This window comes from Rhodococcus sp. NPDC056960, assembly GCF_042674125.1.
Classification (GTDB): Bacteria; Actinomycetota; Actinomycetes; order Mycobacteriales; family Mycobacteriaceae; genus Rhodococcus_F.
This window is the reverse complement of record NZ_JBHURF010000016.1, coordinates 88,814-114,417: the sequence shown is the minus strand read 5'-3', so window position 1 is coordinate 114,417 and position 25,604 is coordinate 88,814. Positions and strand designations below refer to the sequence as shown.

Annotated in this window: 28 protein-coding genes; 18 read left to right on the top strand and 10 right to left on the bottom strand. The window is 69.3% G+C overall.

The window, feature by feature from the left end; all coding sequences use genetic code 11:
• Positions 1-14: 14 nt before the first annotated feature.
• Positions 15-1,214, top strand: a complete 1,200-nt coding sequence (locus tag ACFTWF_RS25435; protein WP_378463928.1) for an 8-amino-7-oxononanoate synthase — start codon at positions 15-17, stop codon at positions 1,212-1,214.
• Positions 1,211-1,930, top strand: coding sequence for a dethiobiotin synthase (bioD, locus tag ACFTWF_RS25430; RefSeq protein ID WP_378463927.1), 720 nt, complete (start codon positions 1,211-1,213; stop codon positions 1,928-1,930). Before ACFTWF_RS25435 ends, bioD begins: the two co-directional genes overlap by 4 nt.
• On the opposite strand, the gene ACFTWF_RS25425 is transcribed toward bioD, so the two are convergent.
• Both ACFTWF_RS25425 and ACFTWF_RS25420 read right to left on the bottom strand, forming a co-directional pair.
• The gene (locus ACFTWF_RS25425; protein ID WP_378463926.1) at positions 1,917-2,291 is read right to left on the bottom strand and encodes a VOC family protein; all 375 of its coding nucleotides are present in this window, start codon (positions 2,289-2,291) and stop codon (positions 1,917-1,919) included. The two genes, bioD and ACFTWF_RS25425, sit on opposite strands and share 14 nt — an antisense overlap.
• Before the next feature lie 22 nt (positions 2,292-2,313).
• Positions 2,314-2,700, bottom strand: coding sequence for a VOC family protein (locus tag ACFTWF_RS25420; protein WP_378463925.1), 387 nt, complete (start codon positions 2,698-2,700; stop codon positions 2,314-2,316).
• Between the two features lie 198 nt (positions 2,701-2,898).
• Here ACFTWF_RS25420 and ACFTWF_RS25415 point away from each other — a divergent pair, with 198 nt between their 5' ends.
• The 4 genes from ACFTWF_RS25415 to ACFTWF_RS25400 are packed head-to-tail and all read left to right on the top strand — an operon-like array spanning position 2,899 to position 6,714.
• Positions 2,899-3,183, top strand: coding sequence for a hypothetical protein (locus ACFTWF_RS25415; protein ID WP_185724391.1), 285 nt, complete (start codon positions 2,899-2,901; stop codon positions 3,181-3,183).
• Positions 3,180-4,004 (top strand): hypothetical protein, encoded by an 825-nt coding sequence (locus ACFTWF_RS25410; protein WP_378463924.1) that lies wholly within the window; start codon positions 3,180-3,182, stop codon positions 4,002-4,004. Before ACFTWF_RS25415 ends, ACFTWF_RS25410 begins: the two co-directional genes overlap by 4 nt.
• A gap of 21 nt (positions 4,005-4,025) precedes the next feature.
• Positions 4,026-5,960 (top strand): fumarate reductase/succinate dehydrogenase flavoprotein subunit, encoded by a 1,935-nt coding sequence (locus ACFTWF_RS25405; RefSeq protein WP_378463923.1) that lies wholly within the window; start codon positions 4,026-4,028, stop codon positions 5,958-5,960.
• A gap of 1 nt (position 5,961) precedes the next feature.
• Positions 5,962-6,714: a succinate dehydrogenase/fumarate reductase iron-sulfur subunit gene (locus ACFTWF_RS25400; RefSeq protein ID WP_378463922.1), complete on the top strand. Its 753-nt coding sequence runs from the start codon at positions 5,962-5,964 to the stop codon at positions 6,712-6,714.
• 43 nt (positions 6,715-6,757) lie between these two features.
• On the opposite strand, the gene ACFTWF_RS25395 is transcribed toward ACFTWF_RS25400, so the two are convergent.
• From ACFTWF_RS25395 to ACFTWF_RS25380, 4 genes are all read right to left on the bottom strand, one after another.
• Positions 6,758-7,429 (bottom strand): sterol desaturase family protein, encoded by a 672-nt coding sequence (locus ACFTWF_RS25395; protein ID WP_378463921.1) that lies wholly within the window; start codon positions 7,427-7,429, stop codon positions 6,758-6,760.
• Positions 7,426-8,160 (bottom strand): FadR/GntR family transcriptional regulator, encoded by a 735-nt coding sequence (locus ACFTWF_RS25390; protein ID WP_378463920.1) that lies wholly within the window; start codon positions 8,158-8,160, stop codon positions 7,426-7,428. Before ACFTWF_RS25390 ends, ACFTWF_RS25395 begins: the two co-directional genes overlap by 4 nt.
• A 53-nt stretch (positions 8,161-8,213) precedes the next feature.
• Positions 8,214-9,347 (bottom strand): lipase family protein, encoded by a 1,134-nt coding sequence (locus tag ACFTWF_RS25385; protein WP_378463919.1) that lies wholly within the window; start codon positions 9,345-9,347, stop codon positions 8,214-8,216.
• Positions 9,348-9,424: 77 nt separating this feature from the next.
• Positions 9,425-10,054, bottom strand: a complete 630-nt coding sequence (locus tag ACFTWF_RS25380) for a TetR/AcrR family transcriptional regulator C-terminal domain-containing protein (RefSeq protein WP_005260290.1) — start codon at positions 10,052-10,054, stop codon at positions 9,425-9,427.
• 154 nt (positions 10,055-10,208) lie between these two features.
• Between ACFTWF_RS25380 and bioB the strand changes: the two genes are divergently transcribed.
• Genes bioB through ACFTWF_RS25365 form a run of 3 tightly spaced genes read left to right on the top strand, consistent with a single transcriptional unit; the run spans position 10,209 to position 12,023 of the window.
• Positions 10,209-11,222 (top strand): biotin synthase BioB, encoded by a 1,014-nt coding sequence (gene bioB, locus ACFTWF_RS25375; protein ID WP_378463918.1) that lies wholly within the window; start codon positions 10,209-10,211, stop codon positions 11,220-11,222.
• Between the two features lie 5 nt (positions 11,223-11,227).
• Positions 11,228-11,455 (top strand): hypothetical protein, encoded by a 228-nt coding sequence (locus tag ACFTWF_RS25370; protein ID WP_378464013.1) that lies wholly within the window; start codon positions 11,228-11,230, stop codon positions 11,453-11,455.
• A 10-nt stretch (positions 11,456-11,465) separates the two neighbouring features.
• A complete protein-coding gene (locus tag ACFTWF_RS25365; protein ID WP_378463917.1) occupies positions 11,466-12,023 on the top strand; it encodes a DUF2567 domain-containing protein in 558 nt (185 codons plus the stop codon).
• Here ACFTWF_RS25365 and ACFTWF_RS25360 read toward each other — a convergent pair.
• On the bottom strand, positions 12,013-12,825 hold the full coding sequence (locus ACFTWF_RS25360) for an SDR family NAD(P)-dependent oxidoreductase (RefSeq protein ID WP_378463916.1): 813 nt from the start codon (positions 12,823-12,825) through the stop codon (positions 12,013-12,015). The two genes, ACFTWF_RS25365 and ACFTWF_RS25360, sit on opposite strands and share 11 nt — an antisense overlap.
• Before the next feature lie 83 nt (positions 12,826-12,908).
• Between ACFTWF_RS25360 and ACFTWF_RS25355 the strand changes: the two genes are divergently transcribed.
• Together ACFTWF_RS25355 and ACFTWF_RS25350 are read left to right on the top strand one after the other, a co-directional pair.
• Entirely contained in the window at positions 12,909-13,508 is a 600-nt protein-coding gene (locus ACFTWF_RS25355) for a TetR/AcrR family transcriptional regulator (RefSeq protein WP_378463915.1), read from the top strand.
• Between the two features lie 76 nt (positions 13,509-13,584).
• Positions 13,585-13,968, top strand: a complete 384-nt coding sequence (locus tag ACFTWF_RS25350; RefSeq protein ID WP_378463914.1) for an SDR family NAD(P)-dependent oxidoreductase — start codon at positions 13,585-13,587, stop codon at positions 13,966-13,968.
• A gap of 9 nt (positions 13,969-13,977) precedes the next feature.
• On the opposite strand, the gene ACFTWF_RS25345 is transcribed toward ACFTWF_RS25350, so the two are convergent.
• Positions 13,978-14,712: an NUDIX domain-containing protein gene (locus ACFTWF_RS25345; protein WP_378463913.1), complete on the bottom strand. Its 735-nt coding sequence runs from the start codon at positions 14,710-14,712 to the stop codon at positions 13,978-13,980.
• Between the two features lie 78 nt (positions 14,713-14,790).
• Here ACFTWF_RS25345 and nadA point away from each other — a divergent pair, with 78 nt between their 5' ends.
• Genes nadA through nadC form a run of 3 tightly spaced genes read left to right on the top strand, consistent with a single transcriptional unit; the run spans position 14,791 to position 18,262 of the window.
• Entirely contained in the window at positions 14,791-15,828 is a 1,038-nt protein-coding gene (nadA, locus tag ACFTWF_RS25340; protein ID WP_378463912.1) for a quinolinate synthase NadA, read from the top strand.
• Complete coding sequence (locus tag ACFTWF_RS25335; RefSeq protein ID WP_378463911.1) at positions 15,825-17,393, top strand: L-aspartate oxidase; 1,569 nt, start codon at positions 15,825-15,827, stop codon at positions 17,391-17,393. Before nadA ends, ACFTWF_RS25335 begins: the two co-directional genes overlap by 4 nt.
• Positions 17,393-18,262: a carboxylating nicotinate-nucleotide diphosphorylase gene (gene nadC, locus ACFTWF_RS25330; protein ID WP_378463910.1), complete on the top strand. Its 870-nt coding sequence runs from the start codon at positions 17,393-17,395 to the stop codon at positions 18,260-18,262. The genes ACFTWF_RS25335 and nadC overlap by 1 nt, the downstream gene beginning before the upstream one ends.
• 52 nt (positions 18,263-18,314) lie before the next feature.
• Here nadC and ACFTWF_RS25325 read toward each other — a convergent pair whose 3' ends face one another.
• The gene (locus ACFTWF_RS25325) at positions 18,315-18,944 is read right to left on the bottom strand and encodes a LysE family transporter (protein ID WP_378463909.1); all 630 of its coding nucleotides are present in this window, start codon (positions 18,942-18,944) and stop codon (positions 18,315-18,317) included.
• A gap of 36 nt (positions 18,945-18,980) precedes the next feature.
• Positions 18,981-20,258 carry a glycoside hydrolase family 1 protein gene (locus ACFTWF_RS25320; RefSeq protein WP_378463908.1) on the bottom strand — a complete coding sequence of 426 codons (1,278 nt, stop codon included), beginning with the start codon at positions 20,256-20,258 and terminating at the stop codon, positions 18,981-18,983.
• Positions 20,259-20,345: 87 nt separating this feature from the next.
• Between ACFTWF_RS25320 and ACFTWF_RS25315 the strand changes: the two genes are divergently transcribed.
• From ACFTWF_RS25315 to hisB, 4 genes are all read left to right on the top strand, one after another.
• Complete coding sequence (locus ACFTWF_RS25315) at positions 20,346-22,289, top strand: acyl-CoA dehydrogenase family protein (protein WP_378463907.1); 1,944 nt, start codon at positions 20,346-20,348, stop codon at positions 22,287-22,289.
• Positions 22,290-22,521: 232 nt separating this feature from the next.
• The gene (hisD, locus tag ACFTWF_RS25310; RefSeq protein WP_378463906.1) at positions 22,522-23,844 is read left to right on the top strand and encodes a histidinol dehydrogenase; all 1,323 of its coding nucleotides are present in this window, start codon (positions 22,522-22,524) and stop codon (positions 23,842-23,844) included.
• Complete coding sequence (locus ACFTWF_RS25305) at positions 23,841-24,983, top strand: histidinol-phosphate transaminase (protein ID WP_378463905.1); 1,143 nt, start codon at positions 23,841-23,843, stop codon at positions 24,981-24,983. The genes hisD and ACFTWF_RS25305 overlap by 4 nt, the downstream gene beginning before the upstream one ends.
• Positions 24,980-25,594, top strand: a complete 615-nt coding sequence (hisB, locus tag ACFTWF_RS25300; protein WP_011594184.1) for an imidazoleglycerol-phosphate dehydratase HisB — start codon at positions 24,980-24,982, stop codon at positions 25,592-25,594. Before ACFTWF_RS25305 ends, hisB begins: the two co-directional genes overlap by 4 nt.
• Positions 25,595-25,604: the final 10 nt, after the last annotated feature.

The following is a 25,604-nucleotide window of genomic DNA, read 5'->3' as shown; positions in this document are numbered from 1 at the left end:
ACCCTAGCCACCCGATGAAAAACGGGTCCACCCGGGTTGAACACCGTTCAAGTTCGGGTATCGTGCCGAACGTGAGTACCGACCGCACCTTCACCACCTGGCTCGACGACGTCGAGGACCGACGGCGCGCCGCGGGGCTGCGCCGCGAGCTGCGTCCCCGCACGCCCGGCAACGCGCTCATCGACCTCGCGTCCAACGACTATCTCGGGCTCGTCCGGCACCCGGAGGTGTTGCACGGCGCCATGACTGCACTCCGCCGCTGGGGAGCGGGGGCCACCGGCTCTCGTCTGGTCACGGGATCGACCACCGAGCACGAACTGCTCGAATCGGAACTCGCCGAGTTCGTGGGCGCCGAGGCCGGGCTGGTGTTCTCCTCCGGGTACACCGCGAATCTCGGTGCCGTCACCGCACTGTCCGGCGCCGGATCGCTGATCGTCTCCGACGCGGGCAGTCACGCCTCGCTCGTCGACGCCTGCCGGCTGTCCCGGGCCCGGGTGGCCGTCGCACCGCACTCCGATCTCGACTTCGTCCGCAGTGCCCTGGCCACCCGGCCGGAGGAGCGGGCGCTCGTCGTCACCGATTCGGTGTTCAGCGCGGACGGCGATCTGGCACCGCTCGTCGCACTCCACCGGGTGTGCCGCGAGCACGGCGCGTTCCTCGTCGTGGACGAGGCGCACGGAGTAGGAGTCCGCGGCGCAGGGGGACGCGGACTCGTGCACGAGGTGGGACTCGCGGGCGAACCCGACATCGTCGTCACGGCCACACTGTCGAAGTCGCTGGCCAGCCAGGGCGGAGCGGTGCTGGCGTCGGAGAAGGTCCGCGCGCATCTCGTCGACGCCGCGCGCACATTCATCTTCGACACCGGACTGGCCCCGGCGGCCGTCGGCGCCGCGCGGGCTGCCCTCGGCGTGCTCCGGCGTGAACCACACCGCGCCCGGTCCGTCCTGGATCGCGCGCGGGATCTGGCCCGATTCACCGGTGCCGGAACCCCCGAGTCCGCCGTGGTCTCCGTGATCCTCGGCGACCCGCAACGCGCCGTCGACGCGGCCGCCGCCTGCCGCGACCAGGGGCTGCACGTCGGCTGCTTCCGGCCCCCGTCGGTGCCCGAGGGCACGTCGCGTCTGCGGCTCACCGCCCGGGCCACGCTCGATCAGGACGAACTCGCGCGGATCGAGTCCGTACTCACGGACGTCCTGGCGGGAGCGTCGGCATGAGCGTCCTGGCGATCACCGGAACGTCGACCGACGTCGGCAAGACGGTGGTCACGGCTGCGCTCGCGGCGGCGGCACGCGCAGCCGGCCTGTCAGTGGCGGTGTGCAAGCCTGCCCAGACCGGCGTCGCCCCCGGCGAACCGGGCGATCTGGCCGAGGTGACCCGACTGTCCGGTGTCACGACCGTGGCGGAACTCGCCCGCTACCCCGAACCACTCGCCCCGGACACCGCGGCCCGGCGCAGCGGCCTGCCGATGCTGCGCTGCGCCGACGTCGTCGAGACGGTCCGCTCCCTCGACGCCCGGCACGACCTGGTGCTCGTCGAGGGCGCCGGCGGCCTGCTGGTGCGGCTGGGAGCCGACGGTTTCACGCTCGTCGATCTCGCGCTCGCCCTCGACGCTCCGGCCGTCGTGGTCGCCGCCGCCGGGCTCGGCACCCTCAACCACACCGACCTCACGATTAGGGCGCTGGCAGCGGCCGGCCTGGTCTGCGCCGGAACGGTGATCGGGTCGTGGCCGGACGAGCCGGACCTCGCCGAGCGGTGCAATCTCGAGGACCTGCCCGCGGTGACGGGAATCGACGTCGTCGGCTCGGTGCCCGCGGGCAGCGGGCGCCTCGACCCGGCGTCGTTCGGTGCGGCCACGTCCACCTGGTTCGACGCGACCTGGCTGACGGCGACGGTCACCGCACCCGGATCCGCGGGCGTCAGGATTCCCTGAGCACCGACAGCACGTTGCCCGCGGGGTCGGTGAACCAGGCGATGTCCGGGCCATTGCCGCGCATGATCCCCTTGTCGTCCTGGTCGAATCCGTCGTACCGCAGGAACTGGATCCCGCGCTCGGTGAGGGCGTCGACGGTCTTGTCGACGTCGTCCACGGCGAAGTTCAGGATGGTGAACGAAGCCGGCGTGTGATCGGGTTTCGGGTAGATCAGCACCACCGGACCCTGGGGGAGATGCAGGCCCAGCAGACCCATCTCCTCCTCGGTGACCTCGAGTCCCAGGGTGTCGGAGTAGAAGGACTTGGCCGCGGCGATGTCGTCGACGGCGAATCCGCTGAATGCTCTCGCATGATTCAACATGTCTGGTCTCTTTTCGTGAGGGTCAGGACATCTCGGCCCGCGCCCGCGCGCTGAGCTCGATGATCTGGACGTAGTTGCCGTCGGGATCGACGGCGGTGCCGAACCAGCTGCCGTCGCGATCCTCGAGCGGGGACAGCCACGTGGCACCGAGGTCGTCGAGGCGACCGGCCGCGGCGCGGGCGTCGGTGACCTCCACGTTGAGCAGGACGCGTCCCGGTTCGGGATTCGTGTCACCGACGTCGTCGCGCCGGTCGAGCATGATGTAGAAGCCGTCGAAGTCGAGGACGTCGTAGCCCGGTTCGCCGGGCGTCCGTTCGACCTTCGGCGAGAATGCCGCAGTGTACCAGTCCCGCAGCCGTTCGGGTTGTGTGCTGGCGAGCAGGATGCTTCCGATCGTGGCGTCGGCCATGATGTCCTCCGGGTGGGTTCGTCGGTGATCGTCCTACAGGTACTGACTCGGCGGCCCACCGAAAGTCATCGACGGACTCGGCGGCACCGCCGAAATTTCGTCGCGGCGAGTTGAGGGCCGAAATGTGCGCGAGGTACCCGGCATGTCGGTAGTGTGATTCGTGTCACGGCGTCATCCGGCTGGGTTGGGAGGGGTCACATGTCGACCTCCGAAATGCTCGAATTGAATCGCACAATCGACCGCCTTCGGCGCGCTGTCGGTTCGCTGCAGACGATGTACGGCGACGCCGCATCCGTGCGGCGACTGAGCAACGATCTGGAGCGCCTCGAGATCGACGCGCGCGACCTCGACTCCTCGCCACCCAACGTCGTCCACCGCGAACCGGTGGAGCGAATCAAGGTGTCGGACACCCCATACGACGCGTCGATGTGGCTCGGTGTCGACGACGAGGGGCTGGGCGGGCTCCACTACGAGCGCGGATGAGCGCGCCGCCGAAGAATCCCGAAAGTGCCGGCGTCGGGTCTCCGACGCGTGCCCGGATCGCGGAACGCACCCTCCGGACCGACCGGTGGTGGCTGGCCCCGCTGCTGACGGTCCTCGGCCTGTCCGTGTTCGTCGTGTACGCATCGGTCCGGTCATGGGTCCGTACCGCGTACTTCGTCGAGGACTACCACTACCTGACCCCGTTCTACTCGCCGTGCCTGAGCGATTCGTGTGTGCCCGGTTCGAGCGACTTCGGGACACCCATCGGCGAGTTGCCGATGATCATCCCGCTCGGGTTCCTGGTGCTGCCGTTCCTGCTCGGCTTCCGGCTCACGTGCTACTACTACCGCAAGGCCTACTACCGGTCCGTGTGGTTCTCGCCGCCCGCGTGCGCGGTCGCGGAACCGCACGGCCGGTATACGGGTGAGACGCGACTGCCGCTGATCGTCCAGAACGCGCACCGCTACTTCTTCTACGTCGCACTCGTCGTCTCGCTGATCAACACGTACGACGCGATCCGCGCGTTCCACGGCGCCGACGGCGGATTCGGAATCGGGCTCGGCACACTCATCCTGGTCGGCAATGTGATCCTGCTCTGGGCGTACACCGTCTCGTGCCATTCCTGCCGGCACGTCACGGGCGGCAGGCTCACCCACTTCTCCAAGCACCCGATCCGGTACCGGCTGTGGACCGGGGTCAGCAAGCTGAACACGCGGCACATGCAGCTCGCGTGGACCACCCTCGCCACCCTGATCGTCACCGACTTCTACGTGATGCTCGTCGCGAGCGGCACCATCTCCGACCTGCGCCTGATCAACTGACTGCACCGAAGAGGGAGTGGAATGACGGAAGTCGAACGGCACCAGTACGACGTCGTGGTCATCGGTGCCGGGGGCGCCGGACTGCGAGCCGTCATCGAAGCCCGGGAGCAGGGCCTGTCCGTCGCCGTCGTCTGCAAGTCGCTGTTCGGCAAGGCGCACACGGTCATGGCGGAGGGCGGCTGCGCCGCCGCGATGGGAAACGCCAACGAGAAGGACACCTGGCAGACCCACTTCCAGGACACGATGCGCGGCGGCAAGTTCCTTAACAACTGGCGGATGGCCGAACTGCACGCGCGGGAAGCACCCGACCGGGTGTGGGAACTCGAGACGTACGGCGCACTGTTCGATCGGACTCCCGACGGCCGGATCAGCCAGCGTAACTTCGGTGGCCACACCTATCCGCGGCTCGCGCACGTCGGCGACCGCACCGGTCTCGAACTGATCCGCACCATGCAGCAGAAGATCGTGTCGCTGCAGCAGGAGGATTTCGCCGCCAGCGGCGACTACGAGGCCCGGATCAAGATCTTCGCCGAATGCACCATCTCCGAACTCACCAAGGACGGTGACCGGATCTCCGGTGCCTTCGGATACTGGCGTGAGAGTGGACGCTTCGTCCTGTTCGAGGCACCCGCCGTCGTGATGGCCACCGGCGGGATCGGCAAATCGTTCAAGGTGACGTCCAACTCGTGGGAGTACACCGGCGACGGTCACGCCCTCGCCCTGCGCGCAGGCGCCAACCTCATCAACATGGAATTCGTCCAGTTCCACCCCACCGGCATGGTGTGGCCGCCCAGCGTCAAGGGCATCCTCGTCACGGAGGGCGTCCGCGGCGACGGCGGTGTGCTGAAGAACTCCGAAGGCGAACGGTTCATGTTCTCGTACATCCCGCCGGTCTTCAAAGGCCAGTACGCGGAGACCGAGGAAGAGGCCGACGGCTGGTACAAGGATTCCGACAACAACCGCCGCACACCGGATCTGCTGCCCCGCGACGAGGTGGCCCGGGCCATCAACTCCGAAGTCAAGGCAGGCAGGCAGACGCCGCACGGCGGCGTGTACCTCGACATCGCCTCGCGGATGCCCGCCGACGAAATCGTGCGGCGGCTGCCCTCGATGTACCACCAGTTCAAGGAACTCGCAGACGTCGACATCACCAAGGAGCAAATGGAGGTCGGGCCCACCTGTCACTACGTGATGGGCGGCATCGAGGTGGACCCCGACAGCGGGTCGTCCAGCGTCGCCGGTCTGTTCGCCGCGGGGGAGTGCTCCGGCGGGATGCACGGTTCCAACCGGCTCGGCGGCAACTCGCTGTCCGATCTGCTCGTGTTCGGGCGGCGTGCGGGACTCGGGGCCGCGGAATACGTGAAGTCGCTCCAGGAGCGTCCCGCCGTCTCCGCGGCCGCGGTGGACGCGGCGGCACGGATGTTGTTGTCGCCGTTCGATCCGTCCGTCGAGGAGGGCGGTACCACCGAGAACCCGTATACCCTCCACACCGAACTGCAGCAGACCATGAACGACCTCGTCGGCATCATCCGGAAGGAGGACGAGATCGCGCGCGCCCTGGAGAAACTCACCGAGATCAAGGGCCGGATCGGAGGCGTCGAGGTGGAGGGGCACCGCCAGTTCAACCCCGGCTGGCACCTCGCCGTCGACCTGCGGAACATGGTGCTGGTCAGCGAATGCGTCGCGCAGGCGGCTCTGCTGCGCACGGAAAGTCGCGGCGGGCACACCCGCGACGACCACCCGAACATGGAGGCGGACTGGCGCAACACCCTGCTGGTCTGCAGCGTGGTCGGCGACATGTCCACGCACCCCGACTCCGTGGTCCCGGACGTCACGGTGACCCGCGAGCCCCAGGTCCCGATGCGACCGGAACTGCTGGAGCTGTTCGACATCGACGAACTGGCCAAGTACTACACCGACGCCGAGCTCGCGGAACATCCGGGAAGGAAGGCCTGAGATGGGATACGACGCGCAGTTCCGGGTATGGCGCGGCGACGCCGACGGCGGCGCCCTCGAGGACTACTCCATCCCCGTCAACGAAGGTGAGGTGGTGCTCGACATCATCCACCGGTTGCAGGCCACCCAGGCCCCGGATCTGGCGGTGCGGTGGAACTGCAAGGCGGGCAAGTGCGGGTCGTGTTCCGCGGAGATCAACGGGCGGCCACGGCTGATGTGCATGACGCGGATGTCGACGTTCACGGAGGACGAGGTGGTGACGGTGACGCCGCTGCGGGCGTTCCCGGTCATCCGGGACCTCGTCACCGATGTGTCGTTCAACTACGAGAAGGCCCGGGAGATCCCGTCGTTCACCCCGCCGCCGGGGCTGGAGCCGGGTGAGTACCGGATGCAGCAGGTCGACGTCGAGCGGTCGCAGGAGTTCCGCAAGTGCATCGAATGCTTTCTCTGCCAGAACACCTGCCACGTCATCCGGGATCACGACGACAACAAGCCGGCGTTCTCCGGTCCCCGCTTCTTCATCCGCGTCGCCGAACTGGAGATGCATCCACTCGACACGGCCGACCGTCGTGATGCGGCGCAGGAAGACTTCGGTCTCGGGCTCTGCAACATCACCAAGTGCTGTACCGAGGTGTGCCCGGAGGGGATCAAGATCACCGACAACGCCATCATTCCGATGAAGGAGCGGGTGGTCGACCGCCGGTACGACCCGCTCGTCTGGTTGGGCAACAAGCTGCGACTTCGCCGCCCGTGAGTACTTGTCAACCGCCGGCGGTTGACAAGTACTCACGGGTGCGTCAGCGCACGGCGTGGAGATTGCGGGCGGTGGGTGACTTCTCCACCGATTCGGGGTCGGGGTCGGTGCCGAGGATCCGGTCGGCGGTGCCCGAGGTGGTGACCGTGAACCAGTAGTGCTCGTTCTTGTAGTGGTGGTGGCGGTGGTTGCGCCAGATCGCCCGGTACAGGCGGGAGTTCGGCTTGTAGTCGCTGTGGATGAGGTAGTGCGTCCATTCGTACAGCACACCCAGGATGCTCAGCACCACCAGGAACGTCAGTCCGAGCCCGATACGCGGAAACGCGAGCAGCGCAATGGCCACGAGCACCGGGATCAACCACATCAGCGTCTGCCACGGGATGAAGATCAGCGGCACGTCGCGCGGATCGACGTGGTGCTCGCGATGTTTTCGGGCGAGGAGCGAATCGACGGTCAGCCCCAGAACCTTCCGGGGTTTCCAGTGCAGGATGCACACGTGGATGACCCATTCGGCGAACGGGAAAACCGCCAGCATCACCGCAGGAACCACGGCGTCGGTGATCTGCCAGTCGCCGACGGCGACGCGGGCGGCCACCGCGGCGATCAGCATCCCGCTGATCATCCACGGGGACGGGTGGCGGCGGAACTGGTCCGCTGCGTCGCGGAGGCTGATCGACCTGCGTTGGCGTCGATCTGCGGGAGGTGTCGTGGTCATGTGTCCTTCTCCGAATCGTGTTGCAGTGCGTCGATCACGGCGGTCACGGCCGCCGTCCCGAGGTCGAGGAGGGTGGAGGCGGTCTGTGCCGCGAGTTCGTCGTCGTGCGCGGAGATCGCCTCCGCCAGGCCGCGGTACAGGTCGGTGCGGCCGACCTCCGCGACCATGACGGCGGCCATGGCCGTCATGGTCGGCTCGTACGCGTTGCGCAGGCTGTTGAAGATGAGGCGGAACGCGATCGAATCGGCGGTGTCGACCACGCGCTCCCAGAAGGCCAGGGCGGCGACCTGCTGCGCGACGGGGTCGCTGTCGGACGCGAGGTGATCCACCGCAGCCCGGAGGACCGCGCCCGACTCGTCGGTTGCCCGGGTCGCGGCGAGCCGGGCAACCTGCACGCCGATCATCCGCCGGGCCTCGAGCACGCTGCGGACCACCGCGAAGTCGGGTTCGCCGCCGCGAACGAGCAACTGGGACAGCAGTTCGGGCCCGCCGTGCTGCCGGAAGTCGCGCACCGAGGTCGCGTCGCCCTGCCGGACCTCGACGAGTCCCGCCTGGGCCAATTTCTGGATCGCTTCCCGGACCGCGGGCCGGGACACCCCGAACGCCTCGGCGAGGCGTCGTTCGCTCGGAAGGGCCTCGCCGGCGGCGAGATCGCCGCCCAGCACCCGGGCGGTGATCTGGTCGAAGACTTCGGTGGAGGCGGATTTCCGTGCGATCGGTTCGAACATCATGACCCGACACTAGAACCAGGACAGGTAAGAGGTCAAGTGGTCTTACCAGTTGTCTACTTGAATAGATCCCGGACGAACGCACTCGTGTCGGGCAGGGACGCGGGCATGGTCTGGAGGTGGCCCGTCGGATACGTCCGGAACACGAAGCTCTGTCCATTCGCCGTGAGGTCGGCCGTGAACTTCCAGGTGAGCGCTATGGGGACGACGTCGTCGAACAGGCCCTGGCCGATGAACAGCGGGCGGTCGTAGCCCCGAACGGGCACGCCGAGGGTGGTGCGCACCGCCGCCAGGACGGCCGGGTCGTCGAGCGGCCGCGACATCAACTGTCCGATCGAGATGCCGGCGAGTTGGGGTGCGGCCTCCTCGTAGCAGAGCGATTCGACGCGATCGAGAACGTCGATGCCGAGCGGGGTGAGGTAGCTGTCGATGTCGAGGTCGGGCCGTGACGCGCGGAGCCCGGCGAGTGCGTACGCCACGAACACGGTGCTCCCGGTGAGGGGGATCTGAGGGAAGCCCGGGCCGACGAGCGGCGCCAGGTTCTCCAGATTCGACGGGGCGCCGGTGGCGACGGTGCCCCGGAAGTCGAGATCGGGCGCATACGTGGTGGCCATCGAGGCGGCGACGAGAGCTGCGTGGCCGCCCTGGGATTGGCCGAGCGCGACCCACCGATCCGACAGCGACGGTGTGACGGCCCGCGCGGCCCGCACCATGTCGATCACGCTGTGCGCCTCGGTCGGTCCGTCCAGGTACGGGTGCACACCGGGAGTGCCGAGCCCGACGTAATCCGTTGCGGCGACGGCGTATCCCTGATCCAGCCAGGCACGGACGTACGGTCCGACGATCTTCCCCGTCACCGTCGGCGCGCACGCGTCCGCGATACCGACCGTGCCGTGGGCCCAGGACACGACGGGCCACCCGCCCGGCGGCGCCTCGCCGGGTGGCAGCAGGATCGCGCCGGTGCTGAGCGCAGGTTCGTTCATCGGCCCCGTCGTCCAGTAGGTGACGTAGGTGGCGTCGGCGACGCCCGGCGGTCGCGCGTCCGGCGCCACCGGCGTCGCGACGACGACGGCTCCCGGTTCGCCGCCCGCAGCCTGCTGCGCCGGCGCCGGGGTGGGCGCGCCGAGGAGTGACAGAGCGAGTGCCGCCGCGAGAGCCGTTCCGGCGCGGCGGCCGAGTGAAGACGTCATCGCGTCCGTCCCTGGGCCGTCGGGGGCGCCGCGCGGCCCGCAGGAGGCCGACACGACGTCGACTCAATTGTGCTCGATCAGGGGCGGTGGGCGGAGTCTTTCAGGCGTGCACGAATCCCGTCGACGAACAGCGACAGGCCGAAGTCGAACCGGACCGCCGGATCGCCGTCGAGTAGGTCCTCGTCGTACGCCGCGATCGGCGACTGCGGCGCGTCGGGGGACAGGGCGGCCCGGGTGAGGGCGCCTGCCGACTCCATCTGCGCCCGCGACTGCTCGTCGACCGTGTGGCCGAGGACGTAGTAGAGCAGCGAGTAGGACGACAGTTCCGCGTGTTCGCGGGACAGCCCGGACCGCAGGCCGACCGCGGCGAAGCTCTCCCGGACCCGGGAGTTCGTCATGCGGGACGCGTACGTGGCGGAGACCAGTTCGGCACCGTCGCGGTGGGCGAGCAGTGCGGTGCGGAGGCGGTGGGCGAGTTCAGTGAACTCCGCGTCCCAGCCGGGGGCCGTGACGGGGGCGTCGACGTCTTCGAGGATCTTGTCGGCGAGGGCGCCGAGCAGGGTCTGCTTGTTGGGGAAATGCCAGTACAGGGCGCCCGGTTGGACCCCGAGTGCCGTTGCGAGTCGGCGCATCGTGAGGTCGGCGAGGCCGAACTCGTCGAGGATCGCCATTGCGCCGTCGAGTACGTCGCCTCGTCGCAATTGCACTGTGTGATCTCCCCATCTCGTCGAAAAGCCTGCTTCGGCTTTGACAGTATTCCACCACGGATCTAACGTGAACACCGTTCAACTTGTACGGTGTTCAATTTTTCGGTTCCGTCGATCCGCGACACGTGATCGGCCCGCTTTCCAGGAGATACGTGTGACCTCGGCCCCGGTACAGACAGACATCCTCGCCCTCGCGCGTGATCAGGTTCTCGAGCGCGGAGAGGCGCTGACCGAGAGCCAGGTGCTCGAGGTTCTGCAACTTCCCGACGACCGGCTCGAAGAACTGCTCGCCCTCGCCCACGACGTGCGCATGAAGTGGTGCGGCCCCGAGGTCGAGGTCGAGGGCATCATCAGCCTCAAGACCGGCGGCTGCCCCGAGGACTGCCACTTCTGCTCCCAGTCCGGACTGTTCCAGTCGCCGGTGCGCGCGGCGTGGCTCGACATCCCGTCGCTGGTGGAGGCCGCCAAGCAGACGGCCAAATCCGGTGCCAGCGAATTCTGCATCGTCGCCGCCGTCCGCGGCCCCGACGAGCGCCTGCTCGCCCAGGTCGCCGCCGGCATCGAGGCGATCCGCAACGAGGTCGACATCCAGATCGCCTGCTCGCTGGGCATGCTCACCCAGGAACAGGTCGACCAGCTCGCCGCGATGGGAGTGCACCGCTACAACCACAACCTCGAGACGTCGAAGTCGCACTTCCCGAACGTCGTCACCACCCACACGTGGGACGAGCGCTGGAACACCCTCCGCATGGTGCGCGAAGCCGGCATGGAGGTGTGCTGCGGCGGCATCCTCGGCATGGGCGAGAGCCTCGAGCAGCGCGCCGAGTTCGCGGCCAACCTCGCCGAACTCGAACCCGACGAGGTCCCGCTCAACTTCCTCAACCCCCGCCCCGGGACCCCGTTCGGCGACCTCGAGGTCCTGCCCGCGAGCGAGGCCCTCAAATCGGTGGCCGCGTTCCGCCTCGCACTGCCCCGCACCATCCTCCGCTTCGCCGGCGGCCGCGAGATCACCCTCGGCGACCTCGGTGCCAAGCAGGGCATCCTCGGCGGCATCAACGCCGTCATCGTCGGCAACTACCTGACCACCCTCGGCCGCCCGGCCGAACAGGACCTCGACCTGCTCGTCGATCTGCAGATGCCGATCAAGGCCCTGAACGACACCCTGTGACGACCATGGCGGACACCGTGACGGGTGAGGAGCGATACAACCCCTACACCGGCCGCCGCGTGGTGGCCGGTGTCGACGACGCCGTACCCACGGCGGCGCAGCTGGGACTCGAGCCGCCACGCTTCTGTGAGGCGTGCGGCCGCCGGATGGTCGTACAGATCAGCCCCGACGGCTGGTGGGCGAAATGTTCCCGCCACGGTGTGTTCGACTCGATCTCCGCCGGACGGCGGTAGCGTCGGGGAGGTGACCACACTCCCGCGTTTCAGGCTTCGCTCTGCCGCCGGAATCTTCTGCGGGACGGTGGTGGCGAGCGCGCTCGTGGGGGTGCTGTGGGGTGTGCTCGCACCGGCCGAACATCTTCTGGTCGTCGCCCCCGACCGCGGGGTGTCGCTGACGGGGGAGAGCGTGCACCGGTTCGACGCCATCGGAATGTTCGCGTGCGCGGGCCTCGTGGTCGGCGTCCTCACCGCGGTCGCGGCGTGGACGGCGCGCAGAAGCCGCGGCCCGGTGGCGCTCGGGGCTGTCCTCGGCGGCAGTGTGGTCGGCGCCTGCGTGATGGCGCTCGGGGGAATCGGTGTGGCGGCGCTGCGCTTTCCCGACCCCGACACCTCCGCGGCCGGGGTCGTGGTGGCGGTCGCACCGGGGATCGGCACGCCGCTCGTGCTGATCTTCCAGCCCCTGATCGCGTGCGTGCTGACGTTGGTGCTCGCCGCGCTCAACCCGTACGACGATCTCGGCGTGAGCGACCACCCGGTCGACCTCGACGAGCCGGACGAGCGCGACGCGACGCTTACATCGTGACCGAGGTGCGCATGCGCACGTCGCCGAGAAGGCGCCCGCTGGCGAGGGCGCCGATGCGGCGGGTCGCGAATCGCGTGCTGATCGACGACACCCAGTTCATCACCCCGGAGACGACGCTCGGCGGCGTGCTCCGGCGATCCAGTGCGCGCAACGTCGTCGTCACCACCTGGTCCGGCGTCTGCATGCGACCGACGGCGGCGTCCTCGGAACCGACGACGTCGAAGAACTCGGTGCGGGTGGCGCCCGGGCAGACGGCGAGGACGGTGAGGCCGGTGCCCCGCGCCTCCGCCCACAACGCCTCCGTGAAGTTCAGGACGAACGCCTTCGTCGCCCCGTAGACGGCCATCCCCGGTGTCGGCTGGAACGCGGCGGTGCTCGCCACGTTCACGAGTGCGCCGCGTCCCCGGAGCAGGTCGGGCAGGAACGTGTGCGACAGATCGACCAGCGTCGTGACGTTGAGCTGGATCTCGGAGGTGAGCCGAGCCAGATCGGCGGACGCGAAATCTCCGTGCGTCCCGAAGCCGGCGTTGTTGATCAGGGAGTCGACGCGGATGCCGCGGGCGGTGAGTTCGCCGCGCAGTCGTTCTCCGGCGCCGGGGGTGGCGAGGTCGAACGGAAGGACGGCGACGGACACGTGGTGTGTGTCGCGGAGTTCGGTCGCGAGCCGCTCGAGCCGGTCGGCGCGACGGGCGACGAGGACCAGGTCGGCCCCCCGCTCCGCGAATCGGCGAGCGAACTCGACGCCGAGGCCCGCGCTCGCGCCGGTGATGAGGACGGTCGTTCCGGATACGTCGAAGGACATGTCTGCTCCTAGCGGTGGGGTGCATGCGAATGTAGTCAGTGTCATCTATGTAGTCAACGACAACTTCTTGTTAGGCTGGCCCCATGTCCGTCGCCGAACAGCCCTACCATCACGGAAGCCTTCGCCAGGTGCTGCTCGCCCGCGCCGAGAGCACGCTCGAGAAGGACGGCGTCGACGGACTCTCCCTTCGCCAACTCGCCCGTGAGGCCGGGGTCAGCCACGCCGCACCCAGCAAGCACTTCCGGGACCGCCGGGCATTGCTGGAAGCGCTCGCGGAATCCGGATTCGTTCGTCTCACGCGAGCGCTGGAACGCGCGGTCGACGAGGCCGAACCCCACGCCCGCGCCCGCTTTGCCGCGCTCGCCGACGCGTACGTGACCTTTGCGCTCGGCCACCGCGAGTTGCTGGCCCTCATGTACGGCAGCAAGCACGCTCCCGGGGCGGCCACCGAATTGGTGGACGCAGGCCACGCCGCGATGGACCTGACGGTGCGGATCGTCGCCGACGCCCAGGCGTCGGGCGAGATCGGGCCCGGGGACGCGTCACGCATCGCCCTCGTCGCGTTTGCCACCTTCCACGGGATCGCGACGCTCGCCGCCGGTGGAATGCTCGACGGCGCCCCCGTCGACGAAGTGGTCACGGCCGCATCGGACACATTCTGGCGGGGTCTCGCGCCGGCCTGACGCCGCCCACTCCCGGCGATCTCACAGCGTGCCCTCATCGCGCGCTCGAGTACCGGCGCTTACCTGGAATCGGACAATGTCGATCCCTCAGGAGGCGAAGATGATGTACCCGGACGAGACCCGTTCGATCCGCGGAGTGGTGCTCGTGACCGCGGCGGGCGGCGAGCAGGGCAGGCGCACCGCGCAGGAGTTGCTCGATTCGGGCTGGTGCGTCGCGGTCACCGCACGCACCGTCGCCGAACTGGCCCGGATCATGCCGGGCATGTCCGGACACCGGCTGCTCGCGGTCGCTGCCGACCCCACCGACCCCCGGCAGGTCGAGACGCTGCTCGACCGCGTCCTCGCACGCTTCGGCCGCATCGATTCGGTGCTCGGCGCCGAGTCCTCCGTCGCGTCGGCGTGGCGGCGCCGCAGTGTGTCGCAGGGGAGTGAGGCATCCCAGGGGAACGCGGCGGCCTGATGGTGCGGGTCAGCTCGGCGGCCGGAGCGCGGCGAACTCGTCCGTCACCCGCAGGGTGGAGTCGGTGAACCGGTAGAGCGCGGCCGGGCGCCCGCCGGTGCGTCCCGACGGTGCCGTGCTGCCCGTGGGTGTCAGTACCCCACGCCGGCCGAGGACGCGCTGGAGGTTGGTGGCATCCACCTGGTAACCCAGTGCCGCGCAGTAGATCTCGCGGAGCGTGGACATGGAGAACTCGTCGGGGGCCAGTCCGAATGCGATGTTGGTGTACGACAGTTTGGCCGCGAGACGGGTGCGCGCGTGCCGGACGACGGTGCCGTGATCGAACGCCATCTCCGGGAGTGCGGACACCGGGTGCCACGCGGTGTCGGGGGGCAATGTCGGGTCGGCGGGGAGGGGGACGAGCCCGAGGAACGTCGACGCGATGGTGCGCGGGCCGGGCACGCGGCGCGGGTCGCTGAACACCGAGAGCTGCTCGAGGTGGGAGACCTCCCGCACGTCCACTTTCTCGGCCAGCTGGCGTCGCGCGGACGTCGTGAGGTCCTCGTCCTCGCGGAGGAGTCCGCCGGGCAGCGACCACGCTCCGGCCTGGGGGTCGAGGGCTCGCTGCCACAGCAGCACGGCGAGCTCGCCGCTGCCGGCCGCGTGACGGAGATCACCGCCTTGACCTGCGGTGATGTGGTCCGGGAAGTGGCGAACCTGGAACACCGCGGTGAGCACTTCATGCGTGGTGTTACTATTGGGCATGTTTTCGACCCTAAGTCGAAAACCTCGATTTCGGAAATTCGGGCCAGCCCGCCCGAGTTCACGGTGAAGGAGCAAGCCATGACGACCACGACGTTGTGGGCGGGTACCAACCCGCAGATTCAGGACGGTCCCGGCGGTTACGCGGGCGTCGAGGCGAGCGAAGAGTGGGCTGCCGAGATCAAACGGCTGGCACGGGAGCGGGGAGCGACCCTGCTCGCGCACAACTACCAGCTGCCCGCCATTCAGGACGTGGCCGACCACGTGGGCGACTCCCTGGCGCTCTCGCGCATCGCGGCCGAGGCCCCCGAGGACACCATCGTGTTCTGCGGCGTGCACTTCATGGCCGAAACCGCCAAGATCCTCAGCCCCGCCAAGACGGTGCTGATCCCGGACGAGCGCGCGGGATGCTCCCTGGCCGACTCGATCACCGCCGACCAGTTGCGCGAGTGGAAGGCCGAGTTCCCCGACGCCGTCGTCGTGTCGTACGTCAACACCACCGCCGAGGTGAAGGGACTGACGGACATCTGCTGCACGTCGTCCAACGCCGTCGACGTGGTCGCGTCGATCGACCCCGACCGCGAGGTGTTGTTCCTTCCCGACCAGTTCCTCGGCGCCCACGTCAAGCGTGTCACCGGTCGCAAGAACATGCAGATCTGGGCGGGTGAGTGCCACGTCCACGCCGGCATCAACGGCGACGAGCTCACCGCGCAGGCCAAGGCCCACCCCGGCGCCGAACTGTTCGTGCACCCCGAATGCGGCTGCGCCACCTCGGCTCTCTACTTGGCCGGCGAGGGATTCGTGCCCGAGGACAAGGTGAAGATCCTGTCGACCGGCGGCATGCTCGACGCCGCCCGCGCGACCGGCGCCAAGCAGGTGCTGGTGGCCACCGAGGTCGGGATGCTGCACCAGCTGCGCAAGGCCGCGCCGGACGTCGACTTCCAGGCCGTCAACGACCGCGCGTCCTGCCCGTACATGAAGATGATCACCCCCGCTGCCCTCCTCCGCTGCCTGCTCGAAGGCAAGGACGAGGTGCACGTCGACCTCGAAACCGCGGAGCGGGCCCGCAAGTCGGTGCAGCGCATGATCGAGATCGGAAACCCGGGCGGCGGCGAGTGAGCAGCCCGGCCCGGGGGATTTCCTGGGAAGAGCACGCCGACCTCGTCGTAGTCGGCGGGGGCGTGGCCGGACTGACGGCCGCGCGCACCGCCTCGCTGCGCGGGCTGACCGTGCTCACCGTCAGCAAGGGAGGGCCGGCGGACACCGCGACGCAATACGCGCAGGGCGGCATCGCGGTGGTGGGTGACGCCGTCACCGATTCGGTGGAGTCGCACGTCGCCGACACGTGTGAGGCCGGTGTGGGTCTGTGCGACGAGGACGCCGTACGGTCGATCGTCGCGGGAGGCCGCGACGCGGTGGCCGCGCTGACCGACCTGGGTGCGGTGTTCGACCGCGGCCGCGACGGAACCGTCTCTCGTACCCGTGAGGGCGGGCACAGTACCCGGCGGATCATCCACGCCGGCGGCGACGCCACGGGCGCCGAGGTGCAGCGCGCGCTGGGCGCGGCCGGGCTCCCCGTCCTGTTCGGTGCGTCCGCCGTCCGGGTGCTCACCGATGCGCGCGGGGTCACGGGCGTACTCGTGGACTCGCCGCGCGGACTCGGTGTGATCCACGCACCGGCCGTCCTGCTGGCGACCGGCGGTCTCGGGCAGCTGTACGCGTGCAGCACCAACCCGCCCGGGGCCACCGCGGACGGCATCGCCCTCGCGCTGGACGCCGGAGCGGCCGTCGCCGATCTGGAGTTCGTGCAGTTCCACCCGACCGTCCTGTTCACGCCCGGCGGTCTCGGCCGGCGCCCGCTGGTCAGCGAGGCCGTCCGCGGCGAGGGCGCGATCCTCGTCGACGCGAACGGTGATTCCGTGACCGCCGGGGTGCATCCGCGCGGCGACCTGGCGCCCCGCGACGTGGTGTCGCGGGCGATCGCGTCCCGGCTGCGCGAGCTGGGGCACGACCACGTCTACCTCGACGCTCGTCGCCTGCCCGGGTTCGCGGAACGGTTCCCGACCGTGACGGCGTCCTGCCTGGACGCCGGGATCGACCCGCGTGAGCAACTGATTCCGGTCGCACCCGCCGCGCACTACTCGTGCGGCGGAGTGGTCACCGACGTCCATGGGCGTACTGCTGTCGCCGGCCTCTACGCGGCCGGCGAAGTGGCCCGGACCGGGTTGCACGGCGCCAACCGGCTGGCCTCCAACAGTCTCCTCGAGGGGCTGGTGGTCGGCGAGCGCGTCGGCGCCGCGGCCCTCGAGCGGGCCGACGTCCGCGTGGAGGCGTCCGATCCCGTGCAGCGTGCGCTCCCGACCGCGCCGCGGGAACTGGTGCAGCAGTGGATGACCGACAACGCGTCCGTCGTGCGCGACGGTGCGGGTCTCGGGGCGGTCGCCGCCTCCCTGGCCGTGTCGCCGCGCACGGTGCCCGCGGGGGAAACCGCGCTCGAGGACGCCGCGTTGACGCTCACGGCGACCGCGCTCGTGCTCGCCGCCGGCGCGCGGACCGAGAGCCGCGGATGTCACACCCGCAGTGACCACCCGGAGACGTCCGACGAATGGCGCCGCAGCACGCACGTGCGCCTGCGCGACGGCGAACTCGAGCTTCTCGAACCTCAACTGACAGGAGTGCTGTGATGGCCGACCACGCCCTTCCGGACGGTCTGGACGCGGACGAGGTGCGCACCCTCGTGCGTCTGGCCCTCGACGAGGACCTGCGATACGGACCGGACGTGACGTCGTCGTCCACGGTCCCGGCCGATGCGGTGGCCAAGGCGTCCGTGGTGTCGCGCGCCCACGGCACCGTCGCCGGTCTCGACGTCGGGCTGCTGGTGCTCGACGAGGTGATCGGGTCGGGTCGCTACGAGGTCCTCGACCGGGTCGCCGACGGCACCCGCGTCGCCCCCGGGCAGGCCGTGCTGACGGTGTCGGCACCCACCCAGGGGCTGCTCACCGCGGAGCGGACGATGCTGAACCTGGTGTGCCACCTGTCCGGCATCGCCACCGCGACCGCCGCGTGGGTGGACGCGGTCGACGGCACCGGGGCGAAGATCCGCGACAGCCGCAAGACGCTGCCGGGCCTGCGGTCGTTGCAGAAGTACGCGGTCCGGGTGGGCGGCGGCGTCAACCACCGGATGGGTCTCGGCGACGCCGCGCTGATCAAGGACAACCACGTCGCGGCGGCCGGGTCGGTGGTGGCGGCGCTGCGGGCCGTGCGCGCCGCGGCGCCGGACATCGAATGCGAGGTGGAGGTCGACAGCCTCTCGCAGCTCGACGAGGTTCTGGCCGAGAACGTCGAACTGGTGCTGCTCGACAACTTCCCGCTGTGGCAGACGCAGATCGCCGTGCAACGCCGCGACGCCACCGCGCCCGGCACCAAGCTGGAATCGTCGGGTGGTCTCACGCTGGACGTCGCGGCCGACTACGCCGGGACCGGAGTCGACTACCTTGCGGTCGGTGCGCTCACCCATTCCGTGACCGTGTTGGATCTCGGCCTCGACATGTGATTCTCACCCGTGAGTACTTCTTAACCGCCCGCGGTTAAGAAGTACTCACGGGTCAGACGGCGCGGCGGATCGTCGCGAGGAACGTGGCCGCCACGAAGAACAACCCGGAGAACGTCCGGTTGGTGGCGCGTTGCTGGCGCGGTGAGCGCATCAGCCGCAGGACTTTCGACGCCAGCCCGGTGTAACCGGTCATGACGGCGACGTCGACCGCGACCATGGTGGCGGCGATGATCAGGTACTGGGGGAGCAGCGGTGCCGACGGGATGATGAACTGCGGGAGCACCGCCAGCATGAAGACGACGGCCTTCGGGTTACTGGCGTTGACCAGGAAACCGCGCAGCGTCATCGCGGGACCGCTGGTCTCGGCGACAGCCTCGTCGACTTCGGATACGTCGGTCGCGCTCGCCCGCCACTGCCGGACGCCGAGGTACACCAGGTAGGCGACGCCGAACCATTTGATCACGGTGAAGGCGAGCGTCGAGTTGGCGAGCAGTGCACCGAGTCCGGCGGCGACGACCGCGATCTGCAGCAGCAGCCCCAGCTGGAGACCGGCGATGTTCCAGTAGCCGCGGCGCAGCCCGCACCGCATCCCCGTGGCCATCGACGCGATCGCGCCCGCCCCCGGGGACAGGCTGATCACGCACGACGCCCCGAGCACTGCACACCACATCTGCCACGCCACCAGGTGATCGTACGACGCGTCCCGGCGGCGACCGGTCTACGGGGGATCGACGCAGCTGATCGGCGGATCGACGAGGGAGCAGGCACCGGCGGGCCGAACGGGTCGGTAGCCGGGCGGGAGCCCGTTCGCGACGAGGTCCCGGTACGTCGTCACCGCGTCGGTGGGTCGCCGGGTGAGGGTCGGATCGGTCAGCGCGTCGACGGTGAACAGGCCGAACCGGGGACGGAACGTGCCCCATTCGTAGTTGTCGGTGATGGACCAGTAGTTGTATCCGATCACCGGGGCGCCGTCCGCCCGCGCCCGCTCCATCCAGTAGACGTGATCGCGGAGATGATCGGACCGGGTGTAGCCGTCCGGCCGGGGCTTCCCGTCGTCGGTGGACATGCCGTTCTCCACGACGTACAGCGGCAGTCCGGGGAAGGCGCGGGCGTACCGCATCAGGGCGTGGTAGATGCCGTCCGGTTGGGGGTCGATGGCGTAGAAGGCGTCGGTGACGGCGTTCGCCGCGGTGAGGTTGTCGAGGGAGAGGCCGTAGTAGTAGTCGACGCCGAGGAAGTCGAGTTTGTCGCGGACACGGTCGACGAACGTGGCGTCGAGCGCATCCATCGCTGCCGGGACGTACGCGAGGTTGCTGCTCACCCGGGCGCCCGGGTCCCGGTCGTGGATGAGGTCGTACGCGCGGCGGTGGACCTCGACGAGCCGGTCGAGCATCTGCGGGACCCGGTCCGGGCCGATGCCGCCGAACGTCAGCTCCTTCTGCACGTACACCGTCGGCTCGTTGATCGTGATCCAGAGGGCGCCGAGACCGGAATAGCGCTCGACCACCTTCTGCGCGTTCGCGAGCCAGTCGTCGACGGTGTCCGGCTCGGCCCACCCACCCTGATCGGCGACCCACCCCGGGTACACCCAGTGGTCGAGCGTGATCATCGGGGTCATTCCGCGGCGGGTGATCTCCTGGACGACGTCGTCGTAGTACCGCAGTTCGGTCTCGTCCCATACGCCGGGGGCCGGCTCCACCCGCGCCCATTCGACGCCGAACCGGAACACGTCGACACCCAGGTCCGCGGCGCGGGCGATGTCCTCGGCGTACCGGTGACGAAAGTCGACGGAATTCTCGATCGCGTCGTGGGTCCGGCCGGAGTCGGAGTACCGCCGCCAGTTGCTGTCCGGGGAGGAACCCTCCGACTGGAACCCGGACGTCGCCACGCCCCACAGGAAGTCGTCGGGGAGCGGCGCCGCGTGCACCGCGGCGGCGGGGCTCAGCAAGCACAGTAGAACCGCGCCGGCACCCAGGAGTCGCGTGGGAGTCCGCATCGGCCGAAGAGTATCGGAAATGCACTCCAGAGTGCGCCGATTGGGGGATACTGGCGAGTAGGACTACCCGCCAGTAGGAGGCGCGTCATGGTCGACACCTCAGCTCCGAAGGTCACCGAAGAAGAAGCACGAGCGGTCGCAGAGGAGGCGAGGGAGTCCGGCTGGGACAAACCCTCCTTCGCGAAAGAACTGTTTCTGGGACGGTTCCGGCTGGATCTGGTTCATCCCTTCCCACGGCCGGCTGCGGACGACGCCGCCAAGGCCGAGGAATTCCTCGTCCGACTCCGCGCCTACTGCGAGGAGATGGACGGCAGCGTCATCGAATCGCAGTCACGCATTCCCGACGAATACGTCCGCGGCCTCGCCGACCTCGGATGCTTCGGCCTGAAGATCTCCGAGGAGTACGGCGGCCTCGGGCTCTCGCAGGTCGCGTACAACCGGGCGTTGATGCTCGTCGCCTCGGTGCATCCGAGCCTGGGCGCGTTGCTGTCGGCGCATCAGTCGATCGGCGTCCCCGAGCCGCTCAAGCTCGCCGGCACCCCCGAGCAGAAGCGCGAATTCCTTCCGCGATGTGCGCGCGGCGCCATCTCCGCCTTCCTGCTCACCGAACCCGACGTCGGGTCGGACCCCGCGCGGCTGGCGTCGTCGGCGACACCCATCGAGGACGGCGCCGCGTACGAACTGAACGGTGTGAAGCTGTGGACGACCAACGGGGTCGTCGCGGAACTGCTCGTCGTCATGGCGCGCGTACCCAAGAGCGAGGGCCACCGCGGCGGCATCTCCGCCTTCGTCGTCGAGGCCGACACCCCCGGCATCACCGTCGAACGGCGCAACGCGTTCATGGGACTACGCGGAATCGAGAACGGCGTCACCCGGATGTACAACGTCCGAGTCCCGCGGGAGAACCTGATCGGCCGGGAAGGCGACGGACTGAAGATCGCGCTCACCACGCTCAACGCGGGCAGGCTGGCGATTCCGGCGATGTGCGCCGGGGCGGGCAAGTGGTCGCTGAAGATCGCCCGCGAATGGTCCGGTGTGCGCGTGCAGTGGGGCAAGCCCGTCGGCGAGCACGCGGCCGTCGCCAACAAGTTGTCGTTCATCGCCGCGACCACGTACGCCCTCGAAGCGGTGGTGGACCTGTCGGCGCATATGAACGACGAGGGCCGCAACGACATCCGGATCGAGGCGGCGCTCGCCAAGCTGTGGTCGTCCGAGATGGCCTGCGTCATCTCCGACGAACTGATCCAGGTCCGCGGCGGTCGCGGATATGAGACGGCGGCGTCGCTGGCCGCCCGCGGAGAACGGGCCGTACCGGTCGAGCAACTGGACCGCGACCTGCGCATCAACCGGATCTTCGAGGGCTCCAGCGAGATCATGCGGTTGCTGGTCGCGCGCGAGGCCGTGGACGCGCACCTCACGGCGGCCGGCGACCTCGCGGACCCGCACGCCGACGCCGGTGCGAAAGCCCGCGCGGCTGCCAAGGCGAGCGGGTTCTACGCGAAGTGGCTGCCGCAACTCGTGGCCGGCAAGGGGCAGGTGCCGACGTCGTACAGCGAATTCGGCGTCCTCGCGAAGCATCTGCGGTTCGTCGAACGGCACTCCCGGAAGCTGGCGCGTTCGACGTTCTACGGGATGGCCCGGTGGCAGGCGGCGCTGGAGAAGCAGCAGGGCTTCCTCGGCCGGGTCGTGGACATCGGCGCCGAACTGTTCGCGATGTCCGCGACGTGCGTCAAGGCGGAGATGCAGCGCGAGGAGAACGAGGCCGAGGGTGCGGCAGCGTACGAACTCGCCGACGTGTTCTGCCGGCAGGCGGCGCTGCGGGTCGAGAAGCTGTTCGAAGGGTTGTGGCACAACACCGACGACGTGGACAAGCAGGTCGCGCGCTCGATCCTCGAGGGACGGTACGCGTGGCTGGAGCGGGGAGTGGTCGACCCCAGCGAGGGCACCGGTCCGTGGATCACCGAGTGGACGCCCGGTGCGTCCACCGAGGAGAACCTGGCGAGGAGGTTCGTGGAGTCCACCCGCCTCTAGCCTGTCGAGGTTCCCGCGACCGGGACGACGCGCACCACAGCGCAGCACCCGCCGGCGTTCCGACGCCGGCGGGTGCCTGTGTGTGCACGGTCGCCGACCGAAACCCGGTCGGCCGCCGACCGGTGAAAATGGGGTGCGCCTATCCTGGATAATCGGTGTCGAGCCCTGTTCTCCGCAGAACAGTCCGCTCGTCCGAGACACCGTGTCCCGACAGTCGCAGAGAGGACCTCTCATGCTCGCCCGCACCGACCTTCGTGGTCGTACCCCTTCCACGGCCGAACTTCGCGCCGCACTTCCTCGAGGTGGAGTGGATGTGGACGCGGTCCTGCATCAGGTTCGCCCCGTCGTCGAGGCGGTCCGTGAGCGCGGCGCCGACGCGGCCCTCGAGTTCAGTGAGAAGTTCGACGGCGTCCGCCCCGCGCAGGTGCGGGTGCCGCAGGCCGAGCTGGACCGCGCCCTCCACGAACTCGACCCGGCCGTCCGCGCCGCCCTCGAGGTCGCGATCGAACGGACCCGCAAGGTCCACGCCGACCAGCGCCGCACCGACACCACCACCGAGGTCGTCCCGGGCGGCACCGTCACCGAACGGTGGGTGCCCGTCGACCGGGTCGGGCTGTACGTCCCGGGCGGCAACGCCGTCTACCCGTCCAGCGTCGTGATGAACGTCGTCCCCGCGCAGGCCGCCGGTGTCCGCTCGCTCGTGGTGGCGTCGCCGCCGCAGTCCGGGTTCGGTGGTCTGCCGCATCCGACCATCCTCGCCGCGGCCGCCCTGCTGGGCGTCGACGAGGTGTGGGCCGTCGGCGGCGGTCAGGCGGTCGCCCTCCTCACCTACGGCGGCACGGACACGAGCGGTGAAGAACTCGCCCCCGTCGACCTCATCACCGGCCCCGGCAACATCTACGTCACGGCCGCCAAGCGCCTCTGCCGCGGCCTCGTCGGCATCGACGCCGAGGCGGGGCCCACCGAGATCGCGATCCTCGCCGATCACACGGCCGACCCGGTGCACGTCGCGGCCGACATGATCAGTCAGGCCGAACACGACGTGATGGCCGCGAGCGTGCTCGTCACCAGCAGCGTCGAGCTCGCCGACGCCGTCGACACCGCCCTGGCCGCGCAGCTCGAGATCACCAAGCACCGGGAGCGCGTCACCGCCGCGCTGTCCGGCACGCAGTCGGGCACCGTCCTGGTCTCCGACGTCGAGGCCGGGCTGCGGGTGGTCAACGCGTACGCCGCCGAGCACCTCGAGATCCAGACCGAGAACGCCACCGCCGTCGCCGCGAAGGTGACCAGCGCGGGCGCGGTGTTCGTCGGGCCGTGGGCGCCGGTCAGCCTCGGCGACTACTGCGCCGGATCCAACCACGTTCTGCCGACCGCCGGTTGTGCCCGGCACTCCTCGGGCCTGAGTGTGCAGACATTCCTTCGTGGCATCCACGTCGTCGACTACTCCGAGTCCGCGCTGAAAGAGGTCTCCGGCCACGTCATCACCCTCGCGAACGCCGAGGACCTGCCCGCACACGGCGAGGCCGTGCGGCTGCGGTTCGAGGCGCTGCGGTGACCGCGTCGAACGTGCCCGGATCCGCGATCGGGGTCGACGCGTTGCCGATCCGGGAGAATCTGCGCGGCAAGTCGGCGTACGGGGCGCCGCAGCTGACGGTCCCCGTTCAGCTGAACACCAACGAGAACCCGCACCCGCCCACGCAGGCGCTCGTCGACGACGTCGCGGAGTCCGTCCGGGAGGCGGCGCGGGAACTGCACCGCTACCCGGACCGCGACGCGGTCGCACTGCGCACCGACCTCGCCGCGTACCTCGCCCGCCAGACGGGTGTGCCGGTGACGGTCGACAACGTGTGGGCGGCCAACGGGTCCAACGAGATCCTGCAGCAGTTGCTGCAGGCGTTCGGCGGTCCCGGGCGCAGCGCGATGGGCTTCGTGCCGTCGTACTCGATGCATCCGATCATCGCGGACGGCACCGAGACCGAATGGCTACCGATCTTCCGGCGCGCCGACTTCGCGCTCGACGTGGACGCCGCGGTCGCGGCGATCGCCGAACGCACGCCCGACGTCGTGTTCGTCACCAGCCCCAACAACCCGACCGGGCACAGTGTCGGTATCGCGGAACTGCGCCGGGTCCTCGACGTCGCCCCGGGCATCGTGATCGTCGACGAGGCGTACGCCGAATTCTCCGACGCGCCCAGTGCCCTGACGCTGATCGACGAGTACCCGTCGAAGCTGGTCGTGTCGCGGACGATGAGCAAGGCGTTCGCGTTCGCCGGCGGCCGGCTCGGATATCTCGCGGCGGCACCGGCTTTCATCGAGGCGCTGCTCCTGGTCCGGCTGCCGTATCACCTGTCGGTGGTCACGCAGGCCGCCGCCCGGGCGGCGCTGCGGCACGCGAACGAGACGCTCGGCAGCGTGCACGCGCTCGCGACCGAACGGGTACGGGTGTCGAAGGCATTGGAAGACACCGGGTTCCGTGTCGTCCCCAGTGACGCCAACTTCATCCTGTTCGGTGAGTTCACCGACAGTGCACACGCCTGGCAGGCCTACCTCGACCGCGGCGTGCTGATCCGGGACGTCGGCATCCCCGGATACCTGCGCGCCACCGTCGGCCTGGCCTCCGAGAACGACGCCTTCATCGTGGCGAGCGACGAGATCGCCGCCACCGAACTCACCAGCTCAGGAGACCGAGGATGACCGACCGCATCGCCCGCGTGGAGCGCACCACCAAGGAATCCAGCATCACCGTCGAACTGAACCTCGACGGCACCGGAATCGTCGACGTCTCCACGGGTGTCCCGTTCTTCGATCACATGCTGACCGCGCTCGGTTCCCACGCGAGTTTCGACCTCACCGTCCACGCGAAGGGCGACATCGAGATCGAAGCGCACCACACGGTGGAGGACACGTCGATCGTGCTCGGTCAGGCCCTGGGTCAGGCCCTCGGCGACAAGAAGGGCATCCGACGGTTCGGTGACGCGTTCATCCCCATGGACGAGACGCTCGCGCACGCGTCCGTCGACGTGTCCGGCCGTCCGTACTGTGTCCACACCGGCGAACCGGAACACCTGCTGCACTCGGTGATCGGCGGGTACCCGGGGGTGCCGTACGCGACGGTGATCAACCGCCACGTGTTCGAGTCGATCGCGCTCAACGCGCGCATCGCCCTGCACGTGCGCGTGCTGTACGGACGCGACCAGCACCACATCACCGAAGCCGAGTTCAAGGCCGTCGCCCGGGCACTGCGCGAGGCCGTCGAACCGGATCCCCGCGTCACGGGTGTGCCGTCCACCAAGGGCAGCCTGTGAACCGGACGCA